Genomic DNA, 23,625 nt, shown 5'->3' on the forward strand with positions numbered 1-23,625 from the left:
TAACCGCCCTTATGACCACTTTACTCACACGCCTGACACTTTGTTTTGCCTTATTTTATAGTGTTAATAGCGCTGCTTATAACGAAGCAATGTGCATACTTATAAAGCAAGAAGTACAGCAATACAGTAATAACAAAACAAGCGAAAAATACCGTAAAGCGGCGCGTGACTATAAAAAACATTGCAACAAACCTAAGCAAGTACTTACTCAGTCTAAACCAGTAGTAAAAGAGCCAGAGCCAAGCGTAATAGTAACCCAACCACAACCAAACAATGTGCAACCTGCTCCGGTTATTGAGCCCACCAACCAAACCACCGATGGGCTAATAGACGAAAAAACACTTAACTTAACCGATGAGCAAAAACAGCAAATTAGCGACATGATTGACGCTAACGCAAGCGAAGTAACCATTAATGTAGAGCCTACACAACCTACACCTACTGAAAAAAACGAGCCTAACAACACAGCTGACAACCAAACGCTAGCAGAGCCAATAACAACTCAAAAACGAGAACAAGCTTCAGCACAAGTGCTTGAGGAAGAATCAAAAAAAGTACAAGAGCCAGCGCAAAGCCAAGTAACAGAGCAAGCGACACCGGTTAAACAACCCTCAGAGCTAACAGTAGCGCCAGTGATAAAACCAGCGCCAGTGATTGCCCCACAACCAGCGCGCGAGCAACCTAGCTCGTTATTATTACCAAGTTTTGTATTAGTACTAGTTGTGCTTATTGGCGCAATGGTGATCATTCGTTTGCGCCGCGCAAAACAAACCAATGCCAGCGCAGCCGTTACAGCAGTTAGTACGCAAACACAAAATACACAAAGCGCCGAAAAACAAACAGCTAATGTAACCTCAGAGCAACAGCAACCAAAAACCACACACAAAACACCGGCACCCAGTGAGCAATTGGCTACTGAAGCAGCCGAGCCAAAAGCCCCTACTAACGACGCAGTTAGTAATGACAAACCAAGCGAAGAAAAACCACAACCTAATACCGCCGAGTTTGAAGCCGCAGCTAAAACTACGTTAGAGCGTATTAAAAACGCCAGCAGCTTTAATGAACCGCAAGTACGCGACTTTGATCCAGATGCAAAACCTGTAAAAAAACAGCGCAAGCACAGCCCAGTAAAACCAGAGCCAACATCAGCAGAGCCTGTTGAAAAAACTGAACAACCAGCAGAGCAAACACCTGAGCCGCTACCAACAAGTACACCTACTAAATTAGATAAATCCGAGCCAGAAGCGCCTGCATTTAAAACGGAACACGACTTTAAAGAGCCCGAAGTACGCACCTTCGATCCTAATGCACCACTGCCCGGCAAAAAGAAAAAACCGCGTAAAACAGAGCCAACACAAACTGAGCCGGAGCCACCAGCGCCACAAAACACCCGTGAAACAATTCAACCAGAGTCATCTGAGGCAAAAGCCGAGCCTGCCCCCCCTGCAGCTGAGCCTAAAAAAGCAGATACCAGCAATCCATTTGCCAACCTATCACTTGATGCAAGTTGGGACCCAAACTCAGCCGAAATACCCAAAATAGAAGAAAAACAACGCGCCCCTAAATCACAAGCACTAATAGACGCAGAAGAACGCGCTAAAAAGCTACAAACAAAAGAGTAGCAACCTCACTCACTCCTCTTTGTGCATTAAAGCCCTAAAAACCCATTATTCACAAAGAGGGTAAGAGACGCTGCGCTTTTAGAGGTAGTGAATGTGCTTAATAATGGGAAACTTTACTTCTAACGTGAGCAAGCTCAAGATCTGTAATTAAATACCAGCGCTTGCAACAAACACCGTAGGCGCAAAGCTTGCTTGCGCGAAAAGCGAAGCTTTTAATTATGAAACAAAGTTTACCTTGCGCTTTAATTAAAGCATTCAGCACTACTCGTTAAACTTACCCCCTATTTGCCTCACACAATGAGGCAAATGGTAGGGTTAATTGCCTCATTATTTTGCTTGCACCACCGCTTTGAAATTATAGGAAACTGTAATTTAAATATTTGTAGATGCAATTTTACTTCGCGCTTTGACTACTCATTTTCTTCTCATTTTCTTCTCATTCGCTTCTCTTTGTGCATTAAAGCCCTAAAAACCCATTTTTCACAAAGAGGGTAAGAGACGCTGCACTTTTAGAAAAGTGATCAAGTGACTCGTTATTAAAACCAATAACTTAAATCAAGTAGCTTTGCTCTTCTCATATACTCCTCATTCACTCCTCTTTGTGCATTACAGTTTTATAAGCTCATTATTTCTAAATTTACTGGTAGACGCGCAGCTTGCTGGCGTTTAAAAGCAACGCTTTTACGGGGGTTAATAAAATGATTGTGTTACCACGGAGAAGTGAAGGAGAAGATCAGAAAAAGTGACCAACCCAATATTTTTTAACTCTGTGTAGCGCGAAGCGCCTCGGTGTACTCTGTGGTGATATTTATTTTTTAGCAAGAAGCTGCGCTTCTAACGTGAGCAAGCTCTACGTCTACAAAACCAAGCTAAAAATAGCCCTATTCACTTTGGCTCCTCATTCGCTTCTCTTTGTGCATTAAAGCCCGAAAACCCCATTATTCACAAAGAGGTTTAGAGACGCTCTGCTTTTAGAGAAGTGATCAAGTGGCTCTTCTCATTTACTTCTCATTTTGTTCTCTTTGTGCATTACGCTTTTAAATAACTAACACACTTTAGTAAACAGGAATAAACTCGCCCTTAACCTGCTGCGATGCCTTTAACCACACTAAATACGCCTGCTCGTAATCTATAAAATAGTTAGAAAGCGCATTTAAAATCGCCTCATTCTCAAGCGTATTGCACGGGTTTTTAGCCTCGGCCTGCACAATCGCCTTTAACACCCTTCTGCCCTGCTTATGCTGAATAAAAAACGCCAACCAATTATTCGCATTTGCATATAAATCGCTTCGGTAAGACTGCTGCTCCCACAACGCCTCTGAATCAATTAACGACCTAAACTCCATATATGTACGGCGTACACGGTAGGTAGGAATAGCAATAGTTCGGTTAGTTTTATAAATCAGCGTGTTTTCAAAAACCTCAGCCATTCCCTCGTTTAACCACCTAGGGGTACTGCCAATTAAATTAAAATTAATGACATGCATTGCCTCGTGAATTGCTACGCGTAAACTACTTTGCGGATCGGCCGGGTCAAACCTCACCAACGCCGTATTATTTTTACCAAAATAAATCCCCGCATTGTTGCTTGGTAAAGCCCCAAAGCGCGACACATAATCGTCGTAATAATTATTAGGTAGTACAACTAAGTTAATTAAAATGGATTTGTTGGGGTATAAACCAAATACGTTTTGATACTTTTCATATGCTTTAAATAAACGAATACGCAGCGTTTTATGATAATCGCTATTTACATTAGGGGTAATTAAATTAACAGAGGTGTAAGGGCCAATATCAAATTGTTCGGCTGTAAAATCGAGATTATCGTTTAACTGCGACAGCTCACTTTGCGCGTATTCAAGCTCTTCAGGGTCATGAATCAACTCACAACTATTTTGTTGCACTGGGGCAGGTTTTGGCTGAGCTTTTACTTTACTAGCTACATTATCAACACGCTTATAATTAACGGTTTCAGTAGTATACACATGCGTATAACTCTCAGCATTTTCAGCTTTGTGCGTATAGTTATTTACTTCAACCACAGCGGTATTTGGTTTATAAAAAAAGTGTAAAACCAGCAACACCACAACCAACAACAATAAATGACGTGTTTTTATTTTCATTAAATTAGCCCAGCACAATAGTTAAACAACAATACTTAAAAAACAAAACTCACACTAGGGCTAACGCTAAAAATAACTAAAATGTCATTGTTATTAAAAGTTATGCGCCTTAAACGGTGTTTTTAACCACTGGGCATAAACCTTACTTAAATTAGGAAACTGAGAGTACAGCATGTTTTTTAACTGCTTGGGCTGCAATATATTACAAGGGGACTCCTGCTCGGCTAGCATTATATTTTTAAGTAATATTCTCCCCTGTGATGAATCCATCAAAAAGTAAATTGTCGCCCAACTACTTGCGTATAATTTACTCGTATTGTTTTGTTTCCACGACTCTTCTGAACCTATTAACCTGCTAATATTAAAAACGCCCTTAGCGAGTTTATTATTTATTGTCCACGAGGTATTAGGCTCTACAATACCGGTTTGCATATGGTTTTTAGTAATTTCAAAGTACTCTGCAAACCCTTCATTTAACCACCTAGGCGTATAACCTAGTACAGCTTTATTAATCGCATGAACCGCTTCATGCACCGCTGTGCTCATTGCATTTTGAGTATTTCTATACTCTATAAACGCAGAGTTACTAGCATGAAAATACATCCCCACTGAATTTCTAGGGTCGCCACCGCGCTGCTTAATAGCCGCCTCATAAGAGCCTCTAGTAGGCAAAACAGTCAAATTTAGCTTCACTTTTTTAAGTGCGTGCACACCAATTATTTGACCATAAACCTTAAAAACAGTATTAAGCTTTATGCGTAAAGCTTGGTTAAAAGACGACGGTAACTTAGGGGTATTTAAGGTTAAATCAAAGTAATCGAGTGGCGCTTTAAAACCTGAATCGTACGTTGCAACTGCAAAGTTGGGTTTTTCATCGGTAAAATGCACAACGCCTTGGCTATCTGTCCATGTATAAATATCGCCATTGCGTTCATATTTAACTTCCCCTAAAGAGGTATCTATACACCGAGTAGTATCGGCCTGCGGAAAATGAAAGTCAGTAGATGTTTTATTGCCCTGAACTTTAATAGCGGTTTTATTTACTGCTGTTTTTGTTACTGAAGGTTCTAAATTTTGTGTGCTAAAACGTTTATAAATGCGTTTAACTTCACCAACCGGATCGTAAAAATTAAATACACGCCCCGTCAAATGGTTAGCCACCAAACCACAGGCAATTACAAACACAAAAAACATAAACACCACACGCCATTTAGTTTTAAACATAATTACGGCTTTCCCTTCCACTGTGCTTCAAACAATGCTTTTTGTTTACCCCTATATTCACTGCACCAAACAAACTCAGTTGTATTCATTCCTTTTTTGCGACAACGTTCGGGCAACTTATAAAATTTTGACCATGCATCTAGCTTTGCTTTATTACTATAGCTATCGCTATATAAAGACATAGTCGCCACTTTTTGATTGAGTAATGTATTGTTATTTGAAGAGTAAACCCGTGCAGGTTTAACGTATTGACGTGTAGCTGCTTTTTTAGGTTTATCACAATGATTAGCAAGCTCTTTAAATAAAAAAGTAAAGCGGGTTTTAAGCCTTTCACCTTCAACTGCTTTGTAACCCTGGCGCATTTTTGCGCGAATATGTTCACGCTCTTTTTTAATGCCATCGCAACGCGATTGCGAATAAGCATCACCGGCAAAAACCTCAGTGGTAAATAAAGTAGTTAAGACTACCAAAATCCATTTAATCATCACTGTTCCTTAACTTGCAGTGCTTAAAATTTACTTTTATAAAGCAGAATATAAGTGATTGCTGTTAATTTATAAATACAATGATTAATAAATCTGTAGGCGCAAAGCTTGCTTGCGCGAAAAGCGCAGCTTTTAAATTGTATTTACTTATATCGCGTTGGCGATGGCAACCAAAGAGAAGTAACCGCCGACTTCTCTTTGGAATCTCTCGGCGCCCCGAGGATCACACTGTTCCCTCAATTTAAATTAATGATATGAACGTAAACGCGATGAAACACGTCCGTGTGTAAGCATCTCTTAACGCGCATCCATGCGCTGCTATTACTCATCATTAATTCAATTTCGGGTGTGATCACGGGGGGATTGTCTTAACCGCGTCCTTTAATTAAACAATGAGTTAATGCTTGTTTGCATTACATTTTTTAGTAAACTAACCACTCGCAAACAGGGAGTGGTTTCAATGCAGCAAATAGGTATTTACGAGCAGTTAATTACGAAAGTAATTGAACAAAATTTAAATCGTGATCAATTTTATGTGGGCGAACGCCAACTCGAATCGGCCGAAGCCGCAACGTGGCTTTCACGCTTTTTAGGCAAGCTGGTTGAACATGCTATCGATGCAATCCCTAATTCAAAAAAGCGCTTGGAAGAACAAATTGACCTTGCAAATAGCCTTGTGCATTGGCTTAAAGATCATATTCGCGATGACGAACTGATCGACGAAAACCTCATCGACAGCCAAGGCCGAATACTTACCGCGCTGTTTAATACCCAAAACCCTATTGCGGCCAACCTTAAAGATTACTCTCACGATATATTCCCACTTACGGGGCTTACACAAAGCGAATTGTTTAGCGGTGCAAATGCAGGTATATCGCTCGAAACCGAGCTAAAGCGCGAGATAAAATCATCCGACACTATTTACTGGCTTGTCTCATTTATAAAATGGACAGGGCTGCGCATTTTTAAAAATGAACTTGAAGCGTTTACTAAAAGCGGCAATAAACTCAAAGTAATTACCACTTCGTACATGGGCGCAACGGATGCAAAGGCGGTTGAGTTTTTAGCAAGCCTACCAAATACCGAGGTAAAGCTAAGTTATAACAATCAGCAAGAACGCCTCCACGCAAAGTCGTACTTGTTTATGCGTAATACAGGTTTTCATACTGGGTATATTGGCTCGTCTAACTTATCGCATTCGGCCCTTACCAGCGGCCTTGAGTGGAACTTAAAAATTACCGCACAAGAAATCCCGCACATAATAGCTAAAACCAAAAGTACCTTTGAAACCTACTGGCAATCGCCAGATTTCGAGCTATTTACAGGCAAAGCTGAATGCAAAGAAAAGCTCATTAATTCACTTAACGAGCAACGCGGTGTTGGCCAAGCAAGCAGCCAGTTTTATTTTGATATAACACCAAAAACGCACCAGCTCGCCATTTTAGAAAAGCTAAGCGTAGAGCGCAGCGTACATAATCGTTTTAAAAATTTAGTGGTTGCCGCAACCGGCACAGGTAAAACAATAATATCGGCGTTCGACTTTAAAACTGTTTACGATAAAAACCCAGACGCACACTTTTTGTTTGTAGCCCACCGAGAAGAAATACTAAAACAAGCGCAAAGCGCTTACCGTGGCGTGCTTAAAAATAACGACTTTGGTGAACTGTGGGTGGGTAACTACAAACCGCAGCGCTATAACCAATTATTTGCGTCAATCCAAACATTAAACAGTCAAATTGAATCGCTTAATTTAACCCGCGATTACTACAACTACATAGTAATAGACGAAGTACATCACGTAAGCGCTGCAAGTTATCGCGCTATATTAAATCACTTTACGCCCGCAATATTACTTGGCCTAACAGCTACACCAGAGCGCCAAGATGGCGCAAATATACTCGATGATTTTTGCGGAGTAATAGCCGCTGAAATTCGCTTGCCAGAAGCAATAAATCAGCGCCATTTATGCCCGTTTCAATATTTTGGGTTAGATGACGACACTGACCTAAGCCAAATAACATGGCGCGGCGGCCGCTACGATATAAGCGAGCTAAGTAACCTTTATACAGGCGAGAACAGCCGCGCTAACAAAATTATATCCAGCCTTGCTGATATAGTGACAAACGTTCACGCTATTAAAGCCCTCGCGTTTTGCGTAAGCCAAAAACACGCTGAATTTATGGCATCTAAGTTTAACTTAGCAGGCATAAACGCCGATGTGCTGACCAGTAAAAACACCAATGAGCGCGCGGCCAAACAGCAAGCACTGCGCCAAGGCGAAATACAAATACTTTGCGTGGTTGATATTTTTAACGAAGGTGTCGATATTCCAGAGGTAGATACCCTATTATTTTTACGCCCAACAGAAAGCCTAACGCTGTTTTTACAGCAACTCGGCCGTGGCCTGCGCCTGCCCGACAACAGCCAAAAGCAATGCTGTACCGTACTCGACTTTGTAGGCAACGCCCGCCCAGAATACGACTTTGCCAGTAAGTTTCGCGCACTCATTGGAAAAAGTAATCAACCAATTAAAACCGAGATTGAAAACAACTTCCCGCATCTACCGCTGGGTTGTCGTATTGAGCTACAAAAACGCACACAACAAACAATATTAAAAAATATACAGCAAGCTATAAATTCTAAACGCCGTTTACAGCAGCTTATAAATAGCTATTCGCAACATACTAATGACGCGCTCACGCTAAGTAATTTTTTACGCATAAACCCACAAGTCACGCTTGAAGATATATACAAACCAAAAGATAAAAAACTCGGTGGCTGGCACTGGTTAAAAGGTGATGAAATACCCGCAGACCAAGCCGATATTTACGCCGCGTATTACCGCGCTATAAACACCCAATTACTCGGCTGCGACTCGCTCAGTTACCTATGCTTTTTACGTGATTTATGTAACAACGACTTTAGCTTTACCCCAACAGCGCAAAATCAACAGTACGCGCTTATGGCGCATTACAACTTTTGGGACACCACTGGCGCAAGTTTAGGGTTTAAAACGCTTGAGCAAAGCTTACAAGCACTTAAACACAAAGAGCTACAACACGAACTTGCACAAGTAATTACGCTATTAATAAACCGCATTCACCAACAAGAAAGCGATTTAACGTGCCTACCTAATCATGCAATAAAATTACACAGCCGCTATACTCGTCAGCAAATACTCGCCGCGTTTGGGGCGCACTCATTTGATAAAAAATCGTCCGCCCGTGAAGGCGTTTTAGAATTTAAAAACCAAAACCTAGAGCTGTTATTTGTAACACTCAACAAGTGCGAAAAAACTTACTCGCCCACCACGCTTTATCACGACTACGCAATCAGCCCTACTTTGTTCCATTGGCAAACGCAAAACAGCGCCCGCCCAGAACACGGGCGCGGCCTAAGTTATATTCAGCACCAACAAACAGGCAAAACAATCCTGTTATTTGTACGCGAACAAGGTAAAGATGAAAACGGCCGAACCATGGGGTTTGTAAACTACGGCGAGGTTAAATATCAAAGCCATAACGGCAGTCAGCCGATGAATATAACGTGGAAGTTAACCAACCCCATGCCAAGTGAAATGTGGCATGAGGCGGGGAAGTTGGCGGTTGGGTAATAATTAACAAATTGATTGAGTCTATTTTTTATACTTGTTTAAATAAAATGGTGCTCATATGTTATTTTTTATCACCCATTTTAAACTCTATAGGGTTTGTAAAAATTTGCTCGATACCTTTTTCAATAGAACTAATATCATCTAAATACAAAACCCTAAGGCTTTTAATAGCACGTGAACAAGCTACATAGATTAAGTTTTTCGTGTTCTCAAAGTCATCTTTATATTTACTATCTTCTAGCTTTTGTTTTTTTTCTTGGCCTTCAAGCTGTAAATGGTTAAAGAAATTTTTTAGTTTATCTCTTCCTTTATACGTACCGCCAAAGCTATGCTCCATAATGATAGCCACATTTTGATACTCTTCGCCTTTTGTACCATGATATGTGTGATAACTAATATCACTATCATGAACTTTATCTATAAATTTTTTCCATAATATCCATTGGTTTATAGGTATACTCAAAACTGTATCTACTTTTCCCCGAGCAATATCAGCTTCTTCATCCGTTAACTCTCCAGTACGTGACATAAGTTCTGTAAGCTTTAAAATTATGAGAGCATTAATATTATTAAAATTCGTAAGTAAACGACGATCGATATTTAATGTGTGGGATATACAACAATCTAAAGCTTTATTTTTATTTTCCTTTTCAAGTAACTGAGAAATATTGCCTATAAATTCATTTAAATCGCCGCTATTTATGGCTTTTAGGTCACAAACTACTTTTTTTGCATCGGCGAAAGTTACACCATTAGCGAGTGAGCCAAAAAGGTTTTCATAAGTGGTCCGTGGGCTATTAATAAGTTGGTAAAGGTCAAGGAACTTATAAACTTGTAGGATAACGGGGTTTAGCTTTTCTAATTCGTTTGATAGTAATTGGGTTTTCAGATCTTCATGGAAAATGCTATCGGCATTAGCAAAGCAATTATAAATATCACCAAACCCATTTAACTGAGCCATTAGCTTGTTAGTCAGTACTAGGCAATGAATTTCTGTCTTTTCAGATAAGTCTGTTTTGAAACCTTCTAAAAATTTAATAGTAGCTTCAACTTTTTCATCTGTACTATTATATATGCCCGAATGATGAAGTTGGATATCACCACTAGCTCTATCTTCATATATCGGTTTTTGTAAAATTTTATCATTTCTAATCAAATTGATAAGGTCAATTATTTGTGTATGTGAACGCCTGTTATATTCTTTATTGATATTAGTTATTTCAGGGTGAATAGTATATATTCTAGAACCAATTCCTTTATCATAGATGTTCTGAGCAACATCTCCGAAGTAACCTACCATCCAACGTTTACTTTGGGTTGCTTTATAATTATCGAGGCATTTAACAAGCTTAATTACTTTCTCATCTGCATCTTGGTACTCATCTATGAAAAAATATGGGCTTTGATCAATAATGATCCGGCATAACATAGGATGACGCTCAACAAGCATTAAACAGTATTCCAGAAGTGTATCATGGCTGAACATCATCGAAGCAAGACGATCATTATTAAATCGATGATCGTAAACAACGGAGTTATTTTTACCGCTGTTAATTTTTTCTAAGCAATCTGAATATCTAGCTTTTTTATAGATGTACCGAATTGTACTCTTGAAGTTAGAAAAGTTTTTTATCATGCCAGCTAAGCTAGATGGTTTAATCTCATCAGCAACTTCTGCATATGCTTTCTTAAATGCTCCAGACTTAGCATTTTGAACTCTGTAGAACACGTCTTTAGTTTCAAATGCGAATTGTATAAATGCTATTTTTTCCTCTTGGGACAAGTTTGCAAATACTTTAAACTTATCATCACTCTTGTTTCTTAAGTCATCTATAATACTTTTCAGCTCTACCTCTATCTTCTCTTTGTGACACTGCACAAGCTCTTTTTGATACGGCTTCACCAGCTCCCATAATCTTTCATGTATAGTTGAAACATTAACTATTTCTGAGTTTCCTAGGCGCTTTTTAATTTCTTCAACTGCTACATTTGTGTAGGTAACACAGGTAATTTTTTGATTGCTTTTTTGTAAAGATTTAGCATTATTTTTTAATATGTACCTAATAGATTCAATTAGAGCATAAGTTTTGCCTGCACCAGCTCCAGCATTAAAGCGAAAGCAATCAAAGTTATCAATGCAGGTGTAAATTTGCTGCTGTACTAGAAATTCATTTTTTTCATTCGGAGTCATGCTCTCCTCCTTGAACAATTGAAGTGATATCTTCCTTTTTTGGTTGAAGTTGTTCTTTTAACCAATCAAATCCATCATTAATATATTTTGGTAACTGAGGCCGGTGCTCCTTTTCACTGACTAAACATTCAAAGATCAGTTTATTTGAAAATTCACTTTTATTGCTTGCAAGCTTCCTTTGAAGTTTGAAAGAGTTACTTATTAGGTTTTTATTATTTTGTCCCCCCCCTTGACCAACAAGATCTGTATAGATGTTGGATTTGCATTCTTTAATAACACTATTGATAATATTATTACTATAGTTAGTTAAGATCAGAGCCTCTTCTAGGCTAGTCGCAAATTGTTCTTCGATAGATTCTTTTTGAAAAACCACATGAAGATTATCTTCTGAAAAATATTTAATACCATCTAAAATTTTCGAGCCTTTGTTTAAGCTAATCAGTGTTTGATTAGTTGTTTCTCTATTTTTTAAATCCGTTATTTGCTTATATTCAGGATGACTACCAGATACAAATTCACTTTCATCTGTTTTCGCTTTCTGGCCACAGCGATCGCAATTTTCGCTAGCTTCGTGCTTTTGATTTTTTTCGCATTTTTCTCGCTTAATATCAATGTCTGTAATAATTAGACATGGGATTTTAAGTGCTTTAGTTAATGGCTGATATAGTTTTCCATGAGCGCCATTGATATTAAAAACTGATATGTAGTAATTTTTCAATATCACATCATTCTCAATATACAATTTAAGTAATAATTCTTCTGTGACACCTTCAACAAATAAAACTGCATCAGAGAAAAAAAGCTCCGAAACTTTATACTTAATATGTTTTTTTATGAATTGAAGAGTTTCAGGTTTTGCTTCTACACCCACTACAACTTGATCTGTTAGCTTCACAACCGTTGCTTGCTTATTTATATCATTTAGGTAATTAATATTATTAAATGAGTTGCTACTATGAATTTTACTATTCACTATATGGGATGAGTGTGTAGTTATAGCAATTTGACAGTTTAAAACTTTTTTCTCTTCTTCCTCTTTCGTTGTCTGGTTAGCAACTTCTAAGGCTTTACTGACAGCAGCATCAATTCGGTTAATGAAAAACTCTTGCATCTGAGGGTGCATAAATGCTTCTGGTTCTTCAATAAATAACAGATTTATATGGCTGTTATGGCTTTTATTCTCATAAGTATCTACATAATGGATTATTTCACCTATTATATTTAATAGGTTTATATATCCTAAACCAAATTGATCTTCAGGAATAAAATTACCATTATCATTAAAGCTATATTTAATTAAGTTTTTTAAAATAGAGTCATAAGTTACGTTACCAGTTAAGTCCAAATCCACCTGATTATTGGTTTCGACTTCTGTTAATACGCTACATATATCTTCCTTTTTTCCGTCGATAACACCTGTAAGTCCTGTATTTATTTTTTTTATCTGTGTCTCAAGTTTTTGTTTTTGTGAGCTATCATTATCAAATTGAAAAGCTACTATTTTATTGTACACTTCTGATAATACATTTCTCTTAAGGTGCCTATTTGCCTTTATTTCTTTAATTTGTATGAGGTTTTTAAGAACAAAGCCTTTAACCTCTGCTCCATGTATTGTGTAGTAATTAGTTTTAAATAATCTTTTCTCTGTCTCAAGATCCTCTAGCTTATTATTTAACAGTTCATAAAATTTAATAAATTTTTCTTTTAGTTCACCGACAGTTATAAAGATAGATTTAACAACTTCTTTGAACGCAGCAACTTCAGTTACCTCAACTCGAGCGATAATATTTACATTAGCTTCATCGTCACCTGACTCAGCTGATGCATCACTTATGGCAATAAATGGGCTTAAATTAACCATTAAGTCATTTTGAAGAGTATCAACCGTTACTCTAATAGTAAATTCAAGCTCAGGAGATGATAAAGTATCAAAATCTTTTCCTTCTTCATGAGCTTTAGCATATTGCTCAAACAACTTTCTTAAATAGATAATATTAAAATCAGCGGCTTTAGGTTGAGCGTTATCACATAAAAGTGTCAAAGCGTTTGCAATCGTTGTTTTTCCAGCATTATTTTTACCAATTATCAAAGTGGAAGAAGGAGATATAACGGCATTATCTGTACTACTGTCGTCACTTTGAATTGAAGTAGGTTCTACAAAGTAAACTGTATTATTAGTATTACTGAATTTACGAAAATTTTTAATTGTAAAACTTTCTAAATACATATTGAATTTCCTTATCTCTAATTATTATTTTTATAACTAATAGGCCAAATTATAATTTTTGACCGGCCATTTTTCGATCTTATTTGCCACTTGCATGAGTATTAAATGATTAAAAAATATAAAACACGAGATAAACTCCCGCCTACATTCATAAACATCAATCTACCAACATACTCCAACTCCCCGTGATCACACCCGAAAGTTATCAATTGATGAGTAATCACTTGCATGGCGGAATTTTGTTCCCGACAAATTCCAAGTACCTAAATCCCTATAGGCAATGCAAATTAAGCCGTGACTTCGCCACGGATGGCGAATACACGGCGCTTACGTTCACATCAATTTTTAACTTGAGGACACAGAGTGCTCCTCGGTGCGCCGTGGGATTCCAAAGGGCGGTCGGCGGTAGACGCCCTTTGGTTGCCATCGCCAACGCGATAAAACCTCGAATAGAGGTCTCAATCTCGAAACCCAAATACCAAAACAGCATTCGTGAACGCCGCAAATTTAATCAACATTCAAAAGCTTCGCTTTTCGCGCGAGCAAGCTCTGCGCCTACAAGTTAAAGCGCGACTACAAACTACTCTGCAACCACTTGTTTAAAGCGTGCGAACGTTCGCATGCTTTCATCTGCAATCATTACCTCGTAATCTGGGTTTTGAGCGATTAGCTCGTATTGCCCGTTTGGTAATTTATTAACTTTGCGCAGTAAATACTGCCCGTCTCCGCTTATATCGTCTCGCTCTATCGCGACTATTTGGCCGCGAAGCGAACCCGCTTTGTCGGAGGTTATAAGTTCAAGTAACAATAAGTCGCCATCAAGTATTGGGTGTTTACCGCCATTCATAGAGTTGCCGGAAGCGCGTGCTAAAAAATGCACATTTGGATCAAGCTTTCCTGCGCCAAGTGGCGCGTCTGAATATTCAACATCGCTGCTATCCCCTGTTTTAAAATGCCCACAGGCAATTTTAATATTGGGAAAATACGGCAGTTTTAATGCGTTATCATCTGATTTTAAACTAACGGCAGGTTCAGCAACTTGAGCTAACTCAGGTTGTTTTGCTTGCGGGAAAGCCACTACCTCAGCAGTTGGTTTTGCCTGTTCAAAATGGTCTTTATTTGCAAGCCATAACTTTGCGTTATTGGCTTGTGCCACCTGATACGCCCAATTGCTTACTGCGAGAGATTTGTCAGCATCGCAATGAAAATACGCACTTAGTTCATTGCTAATAATTTGGCTGTTAACAACCAAGTTTTGATTTTGCCAGCGTTCACGGTGCTGCTGTGCGGCTAAAAAGTCGCGTTTGTTGTTATTACATGCACGGTGCGCTGCCACAAAGTTATGGCCAAGGTCGTTTGCGTAACGGGCAAACGGTATAAAGTGATCAACCTCCACATCGTTTTTCATTGGCTTTTGGCAATAAAAACACGTGTTTGATTGCAGCTCTACTAAAACAGGCTTTGCCTTGGTAAGTGCATTACGGTCTACCCCAAATAAAAACTCTTGCAGCTGGCTTTGCGGGCCAATTAACGCTTGGTTATGCTTTATACTTTGAATTTTTTGAAGCCATGCATTTTTAGCTAAGTACACAACTAGGTCGTAAAAACGCCTAAAGCAGCTAGCTATACCTGCATTTAACGTAATAAATTGAGTGCTGTTTGTATGTGGGTATAAAAAGCATTCTTCTTGTTTGGCGAGTATTTGTAAGCGCCAAAGTGGGCCTGATTTTAGTGTTGCCATAGCCGCATTAAATGTGGGTTTATAAAATGGGCTTTGTTTAAGCTGGCGAAAGTTACGTATGTTGTTTTGTTGGCATTCAAACAATACGCTAATTACTTTTGATTGCGCGCCTGTATTTTGCTTAAGTAAGGCGCTTTCGCCCGTGTGCTCTGATGAAAACGGCATTGCATGATGCCAGTACAAAGTAATGAGTTTATCGGCAAGGGTTGATAGCTCTATTACTAATTCACTTTGCTCTGACAACAACGGTTGCTCTACGCATACATCGGCTATGGCGTGTAAAAGTGCAAACTTGTAGGTTGCGCTAAAATCACCCTCAACCAACATACGTTGTATGTATGCAATAAAGTCGAGCTGTTGCTGCATTGCGCCAATCATAAAACAGGCACAGCTTTAATTAACGCATTGAGCCACACTTCGCTTTCGCGCTCAGGTCGTTGGTCAACCGTTTGCCATTGTTTTAGTAATTTAAGCTCTGTGTGCTGAGTAATTAGCGCAGTTAAGCCGTCTTCATTTAAATCGGTAAATTCGCGGCCATTATGCACGCGTTCTTGCGTGCCATACTTAAACGATACATACAAAACACCATTCGGTTTAAGCGCATTTTGTAGCTTTAAAAATACCTGCGGTAACTCTACTTTTGGCACGTGTAATAAACTCGCGCAGCACCAAATGCCATCGTATTTATTTACACATTCAAGCTGTTGAAAGGTTTTAACCGCTACAGGTTGCTGTAAGTAATTACTGGCTAACTTTGCAAGCGCTGGGCTTGCGTCAAACGCGCTAACAGAACAACCTTGCTGTTTAAAATACATGGCGTCGCGCGCAGAGCCACAACCAGCATCTAAAATATGGCCACGTTGTTTTACATGCGGTAAAAACTCAGCATACAACGCCGACATATCAACATTAAGCGTTGAGTCGCTAAAGGTTTGCGCGTTGTTATTGTAGTAAGTGAGTGTGGTACTTGGCACGATAAACCCGCTCCTTGGCTAATCGTTTAACAGCTAAGCCGCTGTTAATATTAAATTCATTGGTGTTTAATCTACAGGAACATATAAATAAAATATAGACTTAGTAGTAGAATATTTTAAATTAATACGCCCTTTTCATTAATCACTCGTACGTATTGCTAAATCCACGATTACAAAAATGAACATGTTAGCTTAACCCTCCCAACATATTGATTATAAATACATAACTTTACAAACCCAATGATGCTATTTACATGCTTATACAAAATTTACGACTAAATTTTTAGGCTGGTTTATACTGTATGTATTGCGTCGCTAGCATGAGGGATATTATGCATAGATTAAAAAGATACGGTTTGTATTTGTTAGTAGCTCTCTCTTTTGGGAGTGGGGCTTGCGAAAAAAAGTTTTTTGTCGCGTCGCACGATACCTATTGGCCGCCTTACGTTGTTGATGTAGGCGGCCACGCACAAGGTAAAGAAGTAACGGCACTTTGGCTTATTTTTGCAGGCTCGCCTTATTGTGTTCAGGTTGAGTTTTTACCCAATACAGAGCGTGCGTTTGTTGAGCAAACTAAAGGCCGAATGGATTTAGGATGGGCTGCAAGCTTTACTGAAAAGCGTGCAGAGCATGTTTATTTTTCGGATAGTTACCGCAACGAGGTGATGTGGCTGTATCAGCATAAAAATAAACAATACAACGTTAAAAACCTGCAAGACGCGTTTGCACAAGGCTACACCGTGGCCGCCCATGCGGGTAGTTATTACGGCGAGCAATTTGAGCGCTTAAAAAGTATTTACCCAAAACAAATTATTTTTACCGGTGCAGCAAAAAGGCGTTTTGCTTTATTAGCTAAACAGCGGGTCGATTTTATAATTGAAGACCAATTAGTGGGCGAGTATTTTATTAACCAGTCAAACAATATTAAGCGGGTAAATACCACAACCTATGTTAACAAAGGCTCTATTCATTTAATGCTGAGTAAAAATACCTCTACCTTGCAAGATGTAGTTGAAGTTAATAAATTAATACAAAGCAGAAAAGCACAATTAGAAGAACTGTTTGAAACATTATAACTATACATACACTAAAAACCCTTCACAAAAGGCTGTAGTTTGAAAATATTGCTGTTTATGACCCTTGTTACTTTTAGTGCATTTAATGCCTGGGGATGCACTAAAACGTTAACGGTGGCTACCAACGAAAGTTACTGGCCGCCTTATGTAATATTAAAAAACAATACGCTGGGTGGTATTGAAATAGACGTACTTAACGCTATTTTTAAAAGCTCTCCTTATTGTTTAAATTTTAGTGTGCTGCCAAATTCGTTACGTGCATTTGAAGAGCTAAAACAGGGCCGTGTTGATTTAATTTTTGCTGCTAGCAAAACTGCTGATCGCGCTGAGTATGCCCACTTTACGTTACCCTACCGTGTTGAAAAAATGCTGCTATATAAACACGCCAGTTCGCCTAATGTGAATAGCATTAACGCGTTATTTAAAAAATCGCTTACGGTGGGTGTAAACAGAGGGAGTGTTTTTGGTAATGCGTTTGAAAAACTACGCATGCAGTATGCAAACCAAGTGGTGCTTACGGAGGAGTCTAAAAAGCGTTTTACTTTACTTAATAAGCAGCGCATTAATTTTTTAATTGATGATTCGTTAGTGGCGCAATATTTTACAAAACAGTATTCAAACATTATGCCTGCGCCATTGGTTGAGCCTATAAACGTTAATAATGTGCATTTTATGCTGAGTAAAAAAACGGTTACTGCCGACGATATAGCAGCTATTAATTCGTATATTACTAACAATAAAGCGGTTATTGAGCGTATTTACCAAACCCATCAATAGTTTTATTTATTTAACCTTTATTACTTGCTAGGCAAATTTTAAGGGCTTTTGCACCGTTTAAGTGCGTTTAAGGTTGGTTATAAATTAGCTGCCTTTTACCTTTCATTAATTGTGGCTGATCTGTATAATTCGCCAGCTAATTTACCCTATTGCTTGATGTTGTTTGTGGCCTTTTGCTGCAGCAAGCTCCTGTCAGTACTCATTCTAGGATTACCCTTTTTGATCTCCACCGCAAATATTACGATGCAGTTTGGCGCAGAGCCGTTGTTTGAAAACATTTCAGCTAAATTTGGTAACGGTAACCGTTACGGTTTAATTGGCGCTAACGGCTGCGGCAAGTCGACCTTCATGAAAATTTTAAGCGGTGCGCTTGTGCCAAGTGCGGGTAATGTGTCGATTACCCCGGGTTTAAAAGTAGGTAACCTTAGCCAAGACCAGTTTGCATTTGAGCAATACACGGTGGTAGATGCGGTAATTATGGGCGACGTTGAGCTTTGGAAAGTAAAGCAAGAGCGCGAACGTATTTATTCGTTACCCGAAATGAGCGAAGAAGACGGCATGAAAGTGGCCGACCTTGAAAGCGTTTTTGCCGAAATGGACGGTTACACCGCCGAAAGCCGCGCTGAAGAAATACTAATAGAAGCGGGTATAGATAAAGAGTTTCATTATGGGTTAATGGCAAACGTTGCTCCAGGTTGGAAACTCCGTGTGCTTTTGGCGCAGGCCTTGTTTGCAAACCCAGATATACTGCTACTCGATGAGCCTACCAATAACTTGGATATTCATACCATTACGTGGCTTGCTGATGAGCTTAATAAACGTAAATGCACCATGATTATTATTTCGCATGACCGCCACTTTTTAAATTCGGTATGTACACACATGGCCGACATTGACTACGGCGAGCTGCGTATTTACCCTGGTAACTACGAGAAGTTTTTAGAAGCGGCAGGCTTACAGCGCGAGCAGTTGTTAGCCGAAAACGCTAAAAAGAGCGCCGAGATTGACGAGCTACAAGACTTTGTTAACCGCTTTGGTGCTAACGCGTCTAAAGCTAAGCAAGCAAGTTCGCGCGCTAAAAAAATGGATAAAATTAAGCTTGATGAAGTTAAAGCGTCAAGCCGTATGAGCCCATCGTTAAGTTTTGACGAAGGCAAAAAAATGTACCGCCAAGCGCTTGAAGTTAACAAGCTTGGCCATGGTTTTGATGGTGAAACATTATTTAGCGGCGGTGAGTTTTTACTAGAAGCCGGTGCAAAGCTTGCGGTAATTGGCGAAAACGGTGTGGGTAAAACTACCTTTTTACGCTGTTTGGTTAACGAGCTTAAAAGTAACGAAGGCGAAATTAAGTGGTCTGAAAATGCGAGCTTTGGTTACTGCCCGCAAGACAGCACTAAAGATTTTGATAACGATTTAACGTTATTTGATTGGATGTCGCAGTGGCGTACGGCCAAGCATAACGATTTAATGGTACGTGGCATGTTAGGCCGTTTGTTGTTTACCGCAGACGATTCAAACAAAAAAGCGCGTAACTGTTCAGGTGGTGAAAAAAACCGTTTGTTATTTGGTAAGTTAATGATGCAAGACGTGAACGTGCTTGTAATGGACGAGCCAACAAACCACATGGATATGGAAGCCATTGAAGCGTTAAATAATGCGCTTAAAGACTTTGCAGGTACGCTTATTTTTGTAAGCCACGACCGTGAGTTTGTGTCGTCGTTAGCTACGCGTATTATTGATATTAAAGATAAGCAGGTTATTGATTTTCAGGGTACGTTTGACGAGTACCTTGCAAGCTGCGAAGAGAAAAAAGCATAAACCATTTGGTGTTTAGTGTAAAAGGCGCTTAGTTAGCGCCTTTTTTGTGCTTGGTTAAATGCATAAGTAAACAAGTAATTAGATCATCACCAAGAGGTAATTAACTATTGCTCGTGTTTTTTGTGTAGCGCTGAGAAGCTGTCGCTTCTAACGTGAGCAAGCTCTACGTCTACAAAATAGTGTTTAAAGTAACTTGTAGACGCGCAGCTTGCTGGCGTGAAAAAGCAAGGCTTTTTAAAACTTGTTTTAGATTAATTCTTATCTATGTTTATACAAAGCCAAAATATATTCCTTTCCTATGCATGACTCCTCAAAATTATTAGCACATCGTTTTTCAAATAATAATCAGTTCTACTCTGTGACTATATGCTGCATAGATAGAGCACCTCTATTTAAAGAATTTGGCAATGCATGTATTGCAGCAAAGGCTATTGTGGATATGCAAAATAAAGTAAATAAAATTTGTTATGTATTAATGCCTGATCATCTCCATTGGTTATTTCAGCTTAAAGACTGCTCACTAGCTAACGTAATAAAAATCTTTAAAAGTGTAACGACTGTAAAAACAAATAAGCTAAATGAAACAACAGGCAAGATTTGGCAGCAAAATTATTTTGAGCATCAGCTTCGTTCTGAAAAAGATTTAATCAATCAAGCTCGTTATATTGTTGCTAACCCACTAAGAACTGGCATAGTAAAAAGTGTCGGGCAATATCCATTTTGGGATTGTATTTATTTAAATTAAATAGCATGTAAAACAAGAAGCTATCGCTTCTAACGTGAGCAAGCTCTACGTCTACAAAAAATAACTTAACCCTGATTACTTTGGCTACTCATTTACTCCTCATTCGCTTCTCTTTGTGCATTAAGATTTAAAAGCCAATTTTTCACAAAGAGGTTGAAAGGCGCTGCGCTTTTAGAGGTAGTGACTAAGTAATTTAATATTTGACCAGAAGTGAGAAGCTACGCTTTTAACATGAGCAAGCTCTTCGTCTACAAAACAAAGCTAAACTATGACCTGTTCAGTTTATCTTCTCATTTACTCCTCATTCTCTTCTCTTTGTGCATTATGTTTTTAAAAGCTCAGCTTTCAAAAGCAGTGGCTGAATGTAGCCTGCAGGTGCGCTTTTCATTCATTTAATAGCAACAGCTACAAAAGTGATTGTTTTACCACCGAGAAGTGAAGGAGAATAACAGGAGCAGTGACTAACCAATATTTTTAACTCTGTGTAGCGCAAAGCGCCTCGGTGTGCTCTGTGGTGATAAAAAAATCACTTAACACTATTCAATTTGGCTACTCATTTACTCCACATTTTGTTCTCTTTGTGCATTACGGTTTTAAAGCTCAGTTTTTAAAAACAAAAAAGGAGCATTGCTGCTCCTTCTTAACTGTTACTTAGGTTTATTAAATATCAAACCTGTCGGCGTTCATTACTTTTACCCATGCATTTACAAAGTCGTGAACAAAACGGGTTTTATTATCGTCTTGTGCATAAAACTCTGCCAATGCGCGTAAAATTGAGTTTGACCCAAATACTAAATCTACGCGTGTTGCGGTCCATTTAGTTGCACCGCTTGCGCGGTCAACAATGTTGTAAAGGCCATTACCGGCTGGCTCCCATCGGTTTGCCATGTCGGTTAGGTTTACAAAAAAGTCGTTACTTAACGTTCCTATATTGTTTGTAAATACGCCATGTTGTGTGCCGCTATGGTTTGTGCCAAGCATACGCATGCCACCCATTAAAACCGACATTTCTGGTGCTGTTAAACCCATTAGCTGGCTGCGCTCTAGTAGTAACTCTTCTGCAGACACAACGTAGTCTTTTTTCAGCCAGTTTCTAAAACCGTCGTGAATAGGTTCAAGTACGTCGAACGATTCGGCGTCGGTCATGTCGTCGGTTGCGTCTCCGCGCCCTGGCGCAAACGGTACGTTAACCTCTACCCCTGCGTTTTTAGCGGCTTGTTCAACAGCTGCTGTGCCACCAAGTACAATTAAATCGGCCATGCTAACAGGTTTACTTAACCCAGCTTGTACTTTTTCAAGAGCCGTTAACACACTTGCTAAGCGTTCTGGTTCATTGCCTTGCCACTCTTTTTGCGGGGCTAAACGAATACGTGCACCGTTTGCGCCGCCTCGGTGATCAGAGCCTCGGTACGTACGCGCACTGTCCCATGCGGTGTTAATTAAATCGCTGGCGCTTACGCCGCAATTAAGTAGTGTTACTTTTAAATCGGCGATTTCGGTATCTGTTAGGGTGTAATCAACGCTTGGAATTGGGTCTTGCCAAATTAAGTCTTCGCTTGGTACATCGGCACCAAGGTAGCGCGCTTTTGGCCCTAAGTCGCGGTGCGTAAGTTTAAACCATGCACGTGCAAACACGTCTGAAAAGTATTCAAAGTCGTTATGAAAACGCTCAATTATTTTGCGGTACGCTGGGTCCATTTTCATGGCCATATCGGCATCGGTCATAATTGGGTTTAAGCGAATTGATGGGTCTTCTACATCGACCGGTTTGTCTTCTTCTTTAATATTTATAGGTTCCCATTGGTGAGCGCCTGCAGGGCTTTTTGTCATTTCCCATTCGTAATTTAAAAGAAGGTCACAGTAGCCGTTATCCCATTTTGTTGGGTGTGTGGTCCACGCACCTTCTATGCCCGATGTCATTGTATCGCGGCCAATGCCTCGTGTTTTGTGGTTGTTCCACCCCATACCTTGCTCTGAAATATCAGCCGCTTCTGGCTCTGGGCCAAGGTTAGACTCTTTTCCGTTACCGTGTGTTTTACCTACTGTGTGGCCACCTACGGTAAGCGCTGCCGTTTCTTCGTCGTTCATTGCCATGCGGGCAAACGTTTCGCGCACTTGTGCTGCAGTTTTAAGCGGATCGGGTTTACCGTTTACCCCTTCTGGGTTTACGTAAATTAGGCCCATTTGAACAGACGCTAACGGGTTTTCCATTGTGTCGGGTTTATCAACATTTTGGTAGCGTTCGTCGCTTGGTGCTAACCATTCTTTTTCGGCGCCCCAGTATACGTCTTTTTCTGGGTGCCAAATGTCTTCACGGCCACCGGCAAAACCAAAGGTTTTTAACCCCATTGATTCGTATGCCATGTTACCCGCTAAAATAATGAGATCGGCCCACGAGAGTTTGTTCCCGTATTTCTTTTTAATTGGCCAAAGTAAGCGGCGCGCTTTGTCGAGGTTGGCGTTATCGGGCCATGAGTTTAAAGGGGCAAAGCGTTGATTTGCCGTGCCACCGCCGCCACGTCCGTCAGATAAACGGTACGAACCTGCAGAGTGCCATGCCATGCGGATCATTAAACCGCCATAGTGGCCCCAATCGGCTGGCCACCAATCTTGGCTTTGGGTCATTAAGTTTTTTAAATCGGTTTTTACGGCTTCTAGATCTAGGGATTTGAATGCTTCAGCGTAGTTAAAGTCGCTACCGTATGGAGAGCTTTTTGTATCGTGTTGATGAAGGATGTCGAAATTAAGTGCATTTGGCCACCAATCTGTGTTTTGGCCTGCTGTTTGTGTATTGCTGCCATGCATTACCGGGCATTTGCCAGCGCTAGAGTTACTCATTATTTAATCCTCTTGGTCTAAAATAAAATACGTAAGCAATGGTCAATTTGTTTAGGTATTACTATTTTTAATTCATGCAAATGTTGCTTAATCAATTGTTTATATACTTGTACTTATTTTGAATTACCAATATAGGCTTATTTTTTGAGCTATACCAACAAATGCACCGTA

Annotated in this window: 14 protein-coding genes; 6 read left to right on the plus strand and 8 right to left on the minus strand. The window is 39.5% G+C overall.

The genetic code is table 11. The features are described 5' to 3' along the window. Nucleotides 1–11: 11 nt before the first annotated feature. Nucleotides 12–1,622 carry a hypothetical protein gene (locus RF53_RS08200; RefSeq protein ID WP_039037274.1) on the plus strand — a complete coding sequence of 537 codons (1,611 nt, stop codon included), beginning with the start codon at nt 12–14 and terminating at the stop codon, nt 1,620–1,622. 1,055 nt (nt 1,623–2,677) lie between these two features. Here RF53_RS08200 and RF53_RS08205 read toward each other — a convergent pair. The 3 genes from RF53_RS08205 to RF53_RS08215 all read right to left on the minus strand — a co-directional run bounded on the left by RF53_RS08205 (nt 2,678) and on the right by RF53_RS08215 (nt 5,454). Continuing rightward, nucleotides 2,678–3,745: a hypothetical protein gene (locus RF53_RS08205; RefSeq protein WP_039037275.1), complete on the minus strand. Its 1,068-nt coding sequence runs from the start codon at nt 3,743–3,745 to the stop codon at nt 2,678–2,680. A gap of 93 nt (nt 3,746–3,838) precedes the next feature. Then, nucleotides 3,839–4,969: a DUF1570 domain-containing protein gene (locus tag RF53_RS08210; RefSeq protein WP_039037276.1), complete on the minus strand. Its 1,131-nt coding sequence runs from the start codon at nt 4,967–4,969 to the stop codon at nt 3,839–3,841. Between the two features lie 2 nt (nt 4,970–4,971). Next, the gene (locus RF53_RS08215) at nt 4,972–5,454 is read right to left on the minus strand and encodes a hypothetical protein (RefSeq protein WP_039037277.1); all 483 of its coding nucleotides are present in this window, start codon (nt 5,452–5,454) and stop codon (nt 4,972–4,974) included. 460 nt (nt 5,455–5,914) lie between these two features. Between RF53_RS08215 and RF53_RS08220 the strand changes: the two genes are divergently transcribed. Continuing rightward, a complete protein-coding gene (locus tag RF53_RS08220; protein WP_039037278.1) occupies nt 5,915–9,067 on the plus strand; it encodes a DUF3427 domain-containing protein in 3,153 nt (1,050 codons plus the stop codon). A gap of 61 nt (nt 9,068–9,128) precedes the next feature. On the opposite strand, the gene RF53_RS08225 is transcribed toward RF53_RS08220, so the two are convergent. From RF53_RS08225 to RF53_RS08240, 4 genes are all read right to left on the minus strand, one after another. Then, entirely contained in the window at nt 9,129–11,258 is a 2,130-nt protein-coding gene (locus RF53_RS08225; protein ID WP_052242879.1) for a UvrD-helicase domain-containing protein, read from the minus strand. Beyond that, on the minus strand, nt 11,245–13,485 hold the full coding sequence (locus tag RF53_RS08230; protein ID WP_052242880.1) for an AAA family ATPase: 2,241 nt from the start codon (nt 13,483–13,485) through the stop codon (nt 11,245–11,247). Before RF53_RS08230 ends, RF53_RS08225 begins: the two co-directional genes overlap by 14 nt. A 580-nt stretch (nt 13,486–14,065) precedes the next feature. Next, the gene (locus RF53_RS08235; protein WP_039037279.1) at nt 14,066–15,604 is read right to left on the minus strand and encodes a S24 family peptidase; all 1,539 of its coding nucleotides are present in this window, start codon (nt 15,602–15,604) and stop codon (nt 14,066–14,068) included. Next, a complete protein-coding gene (locus RF53_RS08240; protein ID WP_039037280.1) occupies nt 15,601–16,200 on the minus strand; it encodes a class I SAM-dependent methyltransferase in 600 nt (199 codons plus the stop codon). The genes RF53_RS08235 and RF53_RS08240 overlap by 4 nt, the downstream gene beginning before the upstream one ends. A gap of 332 nt (nt 16,201–16,532) precedes the next feature. Here RF53_RS08240 and RF53_RS08245 point away from each other — a divergent pair, with 332 nt between their 5' ends. From RF53_RS08245 to RF53_RS08260, 4 genes are all read left to right on the plus strand, one after another. Next, complete coding sequence (locus RF53_RS08245) at nt 16,533–17,276, plus strand: transporter substrate-binding domain-containing protein (protein WP_039037281.1); 744 nt, start codon at nt 16,533–16,535, stop codon at nt 17,274–17,276. Nucleotides 17,277–17,315: 39 nt separating this feature from the next. Continuing rightward, nucleotides 17,316–18,053 (plus strand): substrate-binding periplasmic protein, encoded by a 738-nt coding sequence (locus tag RF53_RS08250; RefSeq protein WP_052242881.1) that lies wholly within the window; start codon nt 17,316–17,318, stop codon nt 18,051–18,053. A 219-nt stretch (nt 18,054–18,272) separates the two neighbouring features. Continuing rightward, a complete protein-coding gene (locus RF53_RS08255) occupies nt 18,273–19,871 on the plus strand; it encodes an ABC-F family ATPase (protein ID WP_010556085.1) in 1,599 nt (532 codons plus the stop codon). Nucleotides 19,872–20,169: 298 nt separating this feature from the next. Then, nucleotides 20,170–20,616 carry an REP-associated tyrosine transposase gene (locus tag RF53_RS08260; protein ID WP_082014427.1) on the plus strand — a complete coding sequence of 149 codons (447 nt, stop codon included), beginning with the start codon at nt 20,170–20,172 and terminating at the stop codon, nt 20,614–20,616. A 660-nt stretch (nt 20,617–21,276) separates the two neighbouring features. Here the strand turns inward: RF53_RS08260 and katG are convergent. After that, the gene (katG, locus tag RF53_RS08265; protein ID WP_039037284.1) at nt 21,277–23,454 is read right to left on the minus strand and encodes a catalase/peroxidase HPI; all 2,178 of its coding nucleotides are present in this window, start codon (nt 23,452–23,454) and stop codon (nt 21,277–21,279) included. Nucleotides 23,455–23,625 lie beyond the last annotated feature (171 nt).

Origin of the sequence: Pseudoalteromonas sp. ECSMB14103 (assembly GCF_000813065.1) — a bacterium.
GTDB lineage: Bacteria > Pseudomonadota > Gammaproteobacteria > Enterobacterales > Alteromonadaceae > Pseudoalteromonas > Pseudoalteromonas marina.

Bases quoted from the DNA above. Each gene is read 5' to 3' on its own strand.
- RF53_RS08200 (WP_039037274.1), top strand. From the start codon at position 12: ATGACCACTTTACTCACACGCCTGACACTTTGTTTTGCCTTATTTTAT.
- RF53_RS08205 (WP_039037275.1), bottom strand. From the start codon at position 3,745: ATGAAAATAAAAACACGTCATTTATTGTTGTTGGTTGTGGTGTTGCTG.
- RF53_RS08210 (WP_039037276.1), bottom strand. From the start codon at position 4,969: ATGTTTAAAACTAAATGGCGTGTGGTGTTTATGTTTTTTGTGTTTGTA.
- RF53_RS08215 (WP_039037277.1), bottom strand. From the start codon at position 5,454: ATGATTAAATGGATTTTGGTAGTCTTAACTACTTTATTTACCACTGAG.
- RF53_RS08220 (WP_039037278.1), top strand. From the start codon at position 5,915: ATGCAGCAAATAGGTATTTACGAGCAGTTAATTACGAAAGTAATTGAA.
- RF53_RS08225 (WP_052242879.1), bottom strand. From the start codon at position 11,258: ATGACTCCGAATGAAAAAAATGAATTTCTAGTACAGCAGCAAATTTAC.
- RF53_RS08230 (WP_052242880.1), bottom strand. From the start codon at position 13,485: ATGTATTTAGAAAGTTTTACAATTAAAAATTTTCGTAAATTCAGTAAT.
- RF53_RS08235 (WP_039037279.1), bottom strand. From the start codon at position 15,604: ATGATTGGCGCAATGCAGCAACAGCTCGACTTTATTGCATACATACAA.
- RF53_RS08245 (WP_039037281.1), top strand. From the start codon at position 16,533: ATGCATAGATTAAAAAGATACGGTTTGTATTTGTTAGTAGCTCTCTCT.
- RF53_RS08260 (WP_082014427.1), top strand. From the start codon at position 20,170: ATGCATGACTCCTCAAAATTATTAGCACATCGTTTTTCAAATAATAAT.
- katG (WP_039037284.1), bottom strand. From the start codon at position 23,454: ATGAGTAACTCTAGCGCTGGCAAATGCCCGGTAATGCATGGCAGCAAT.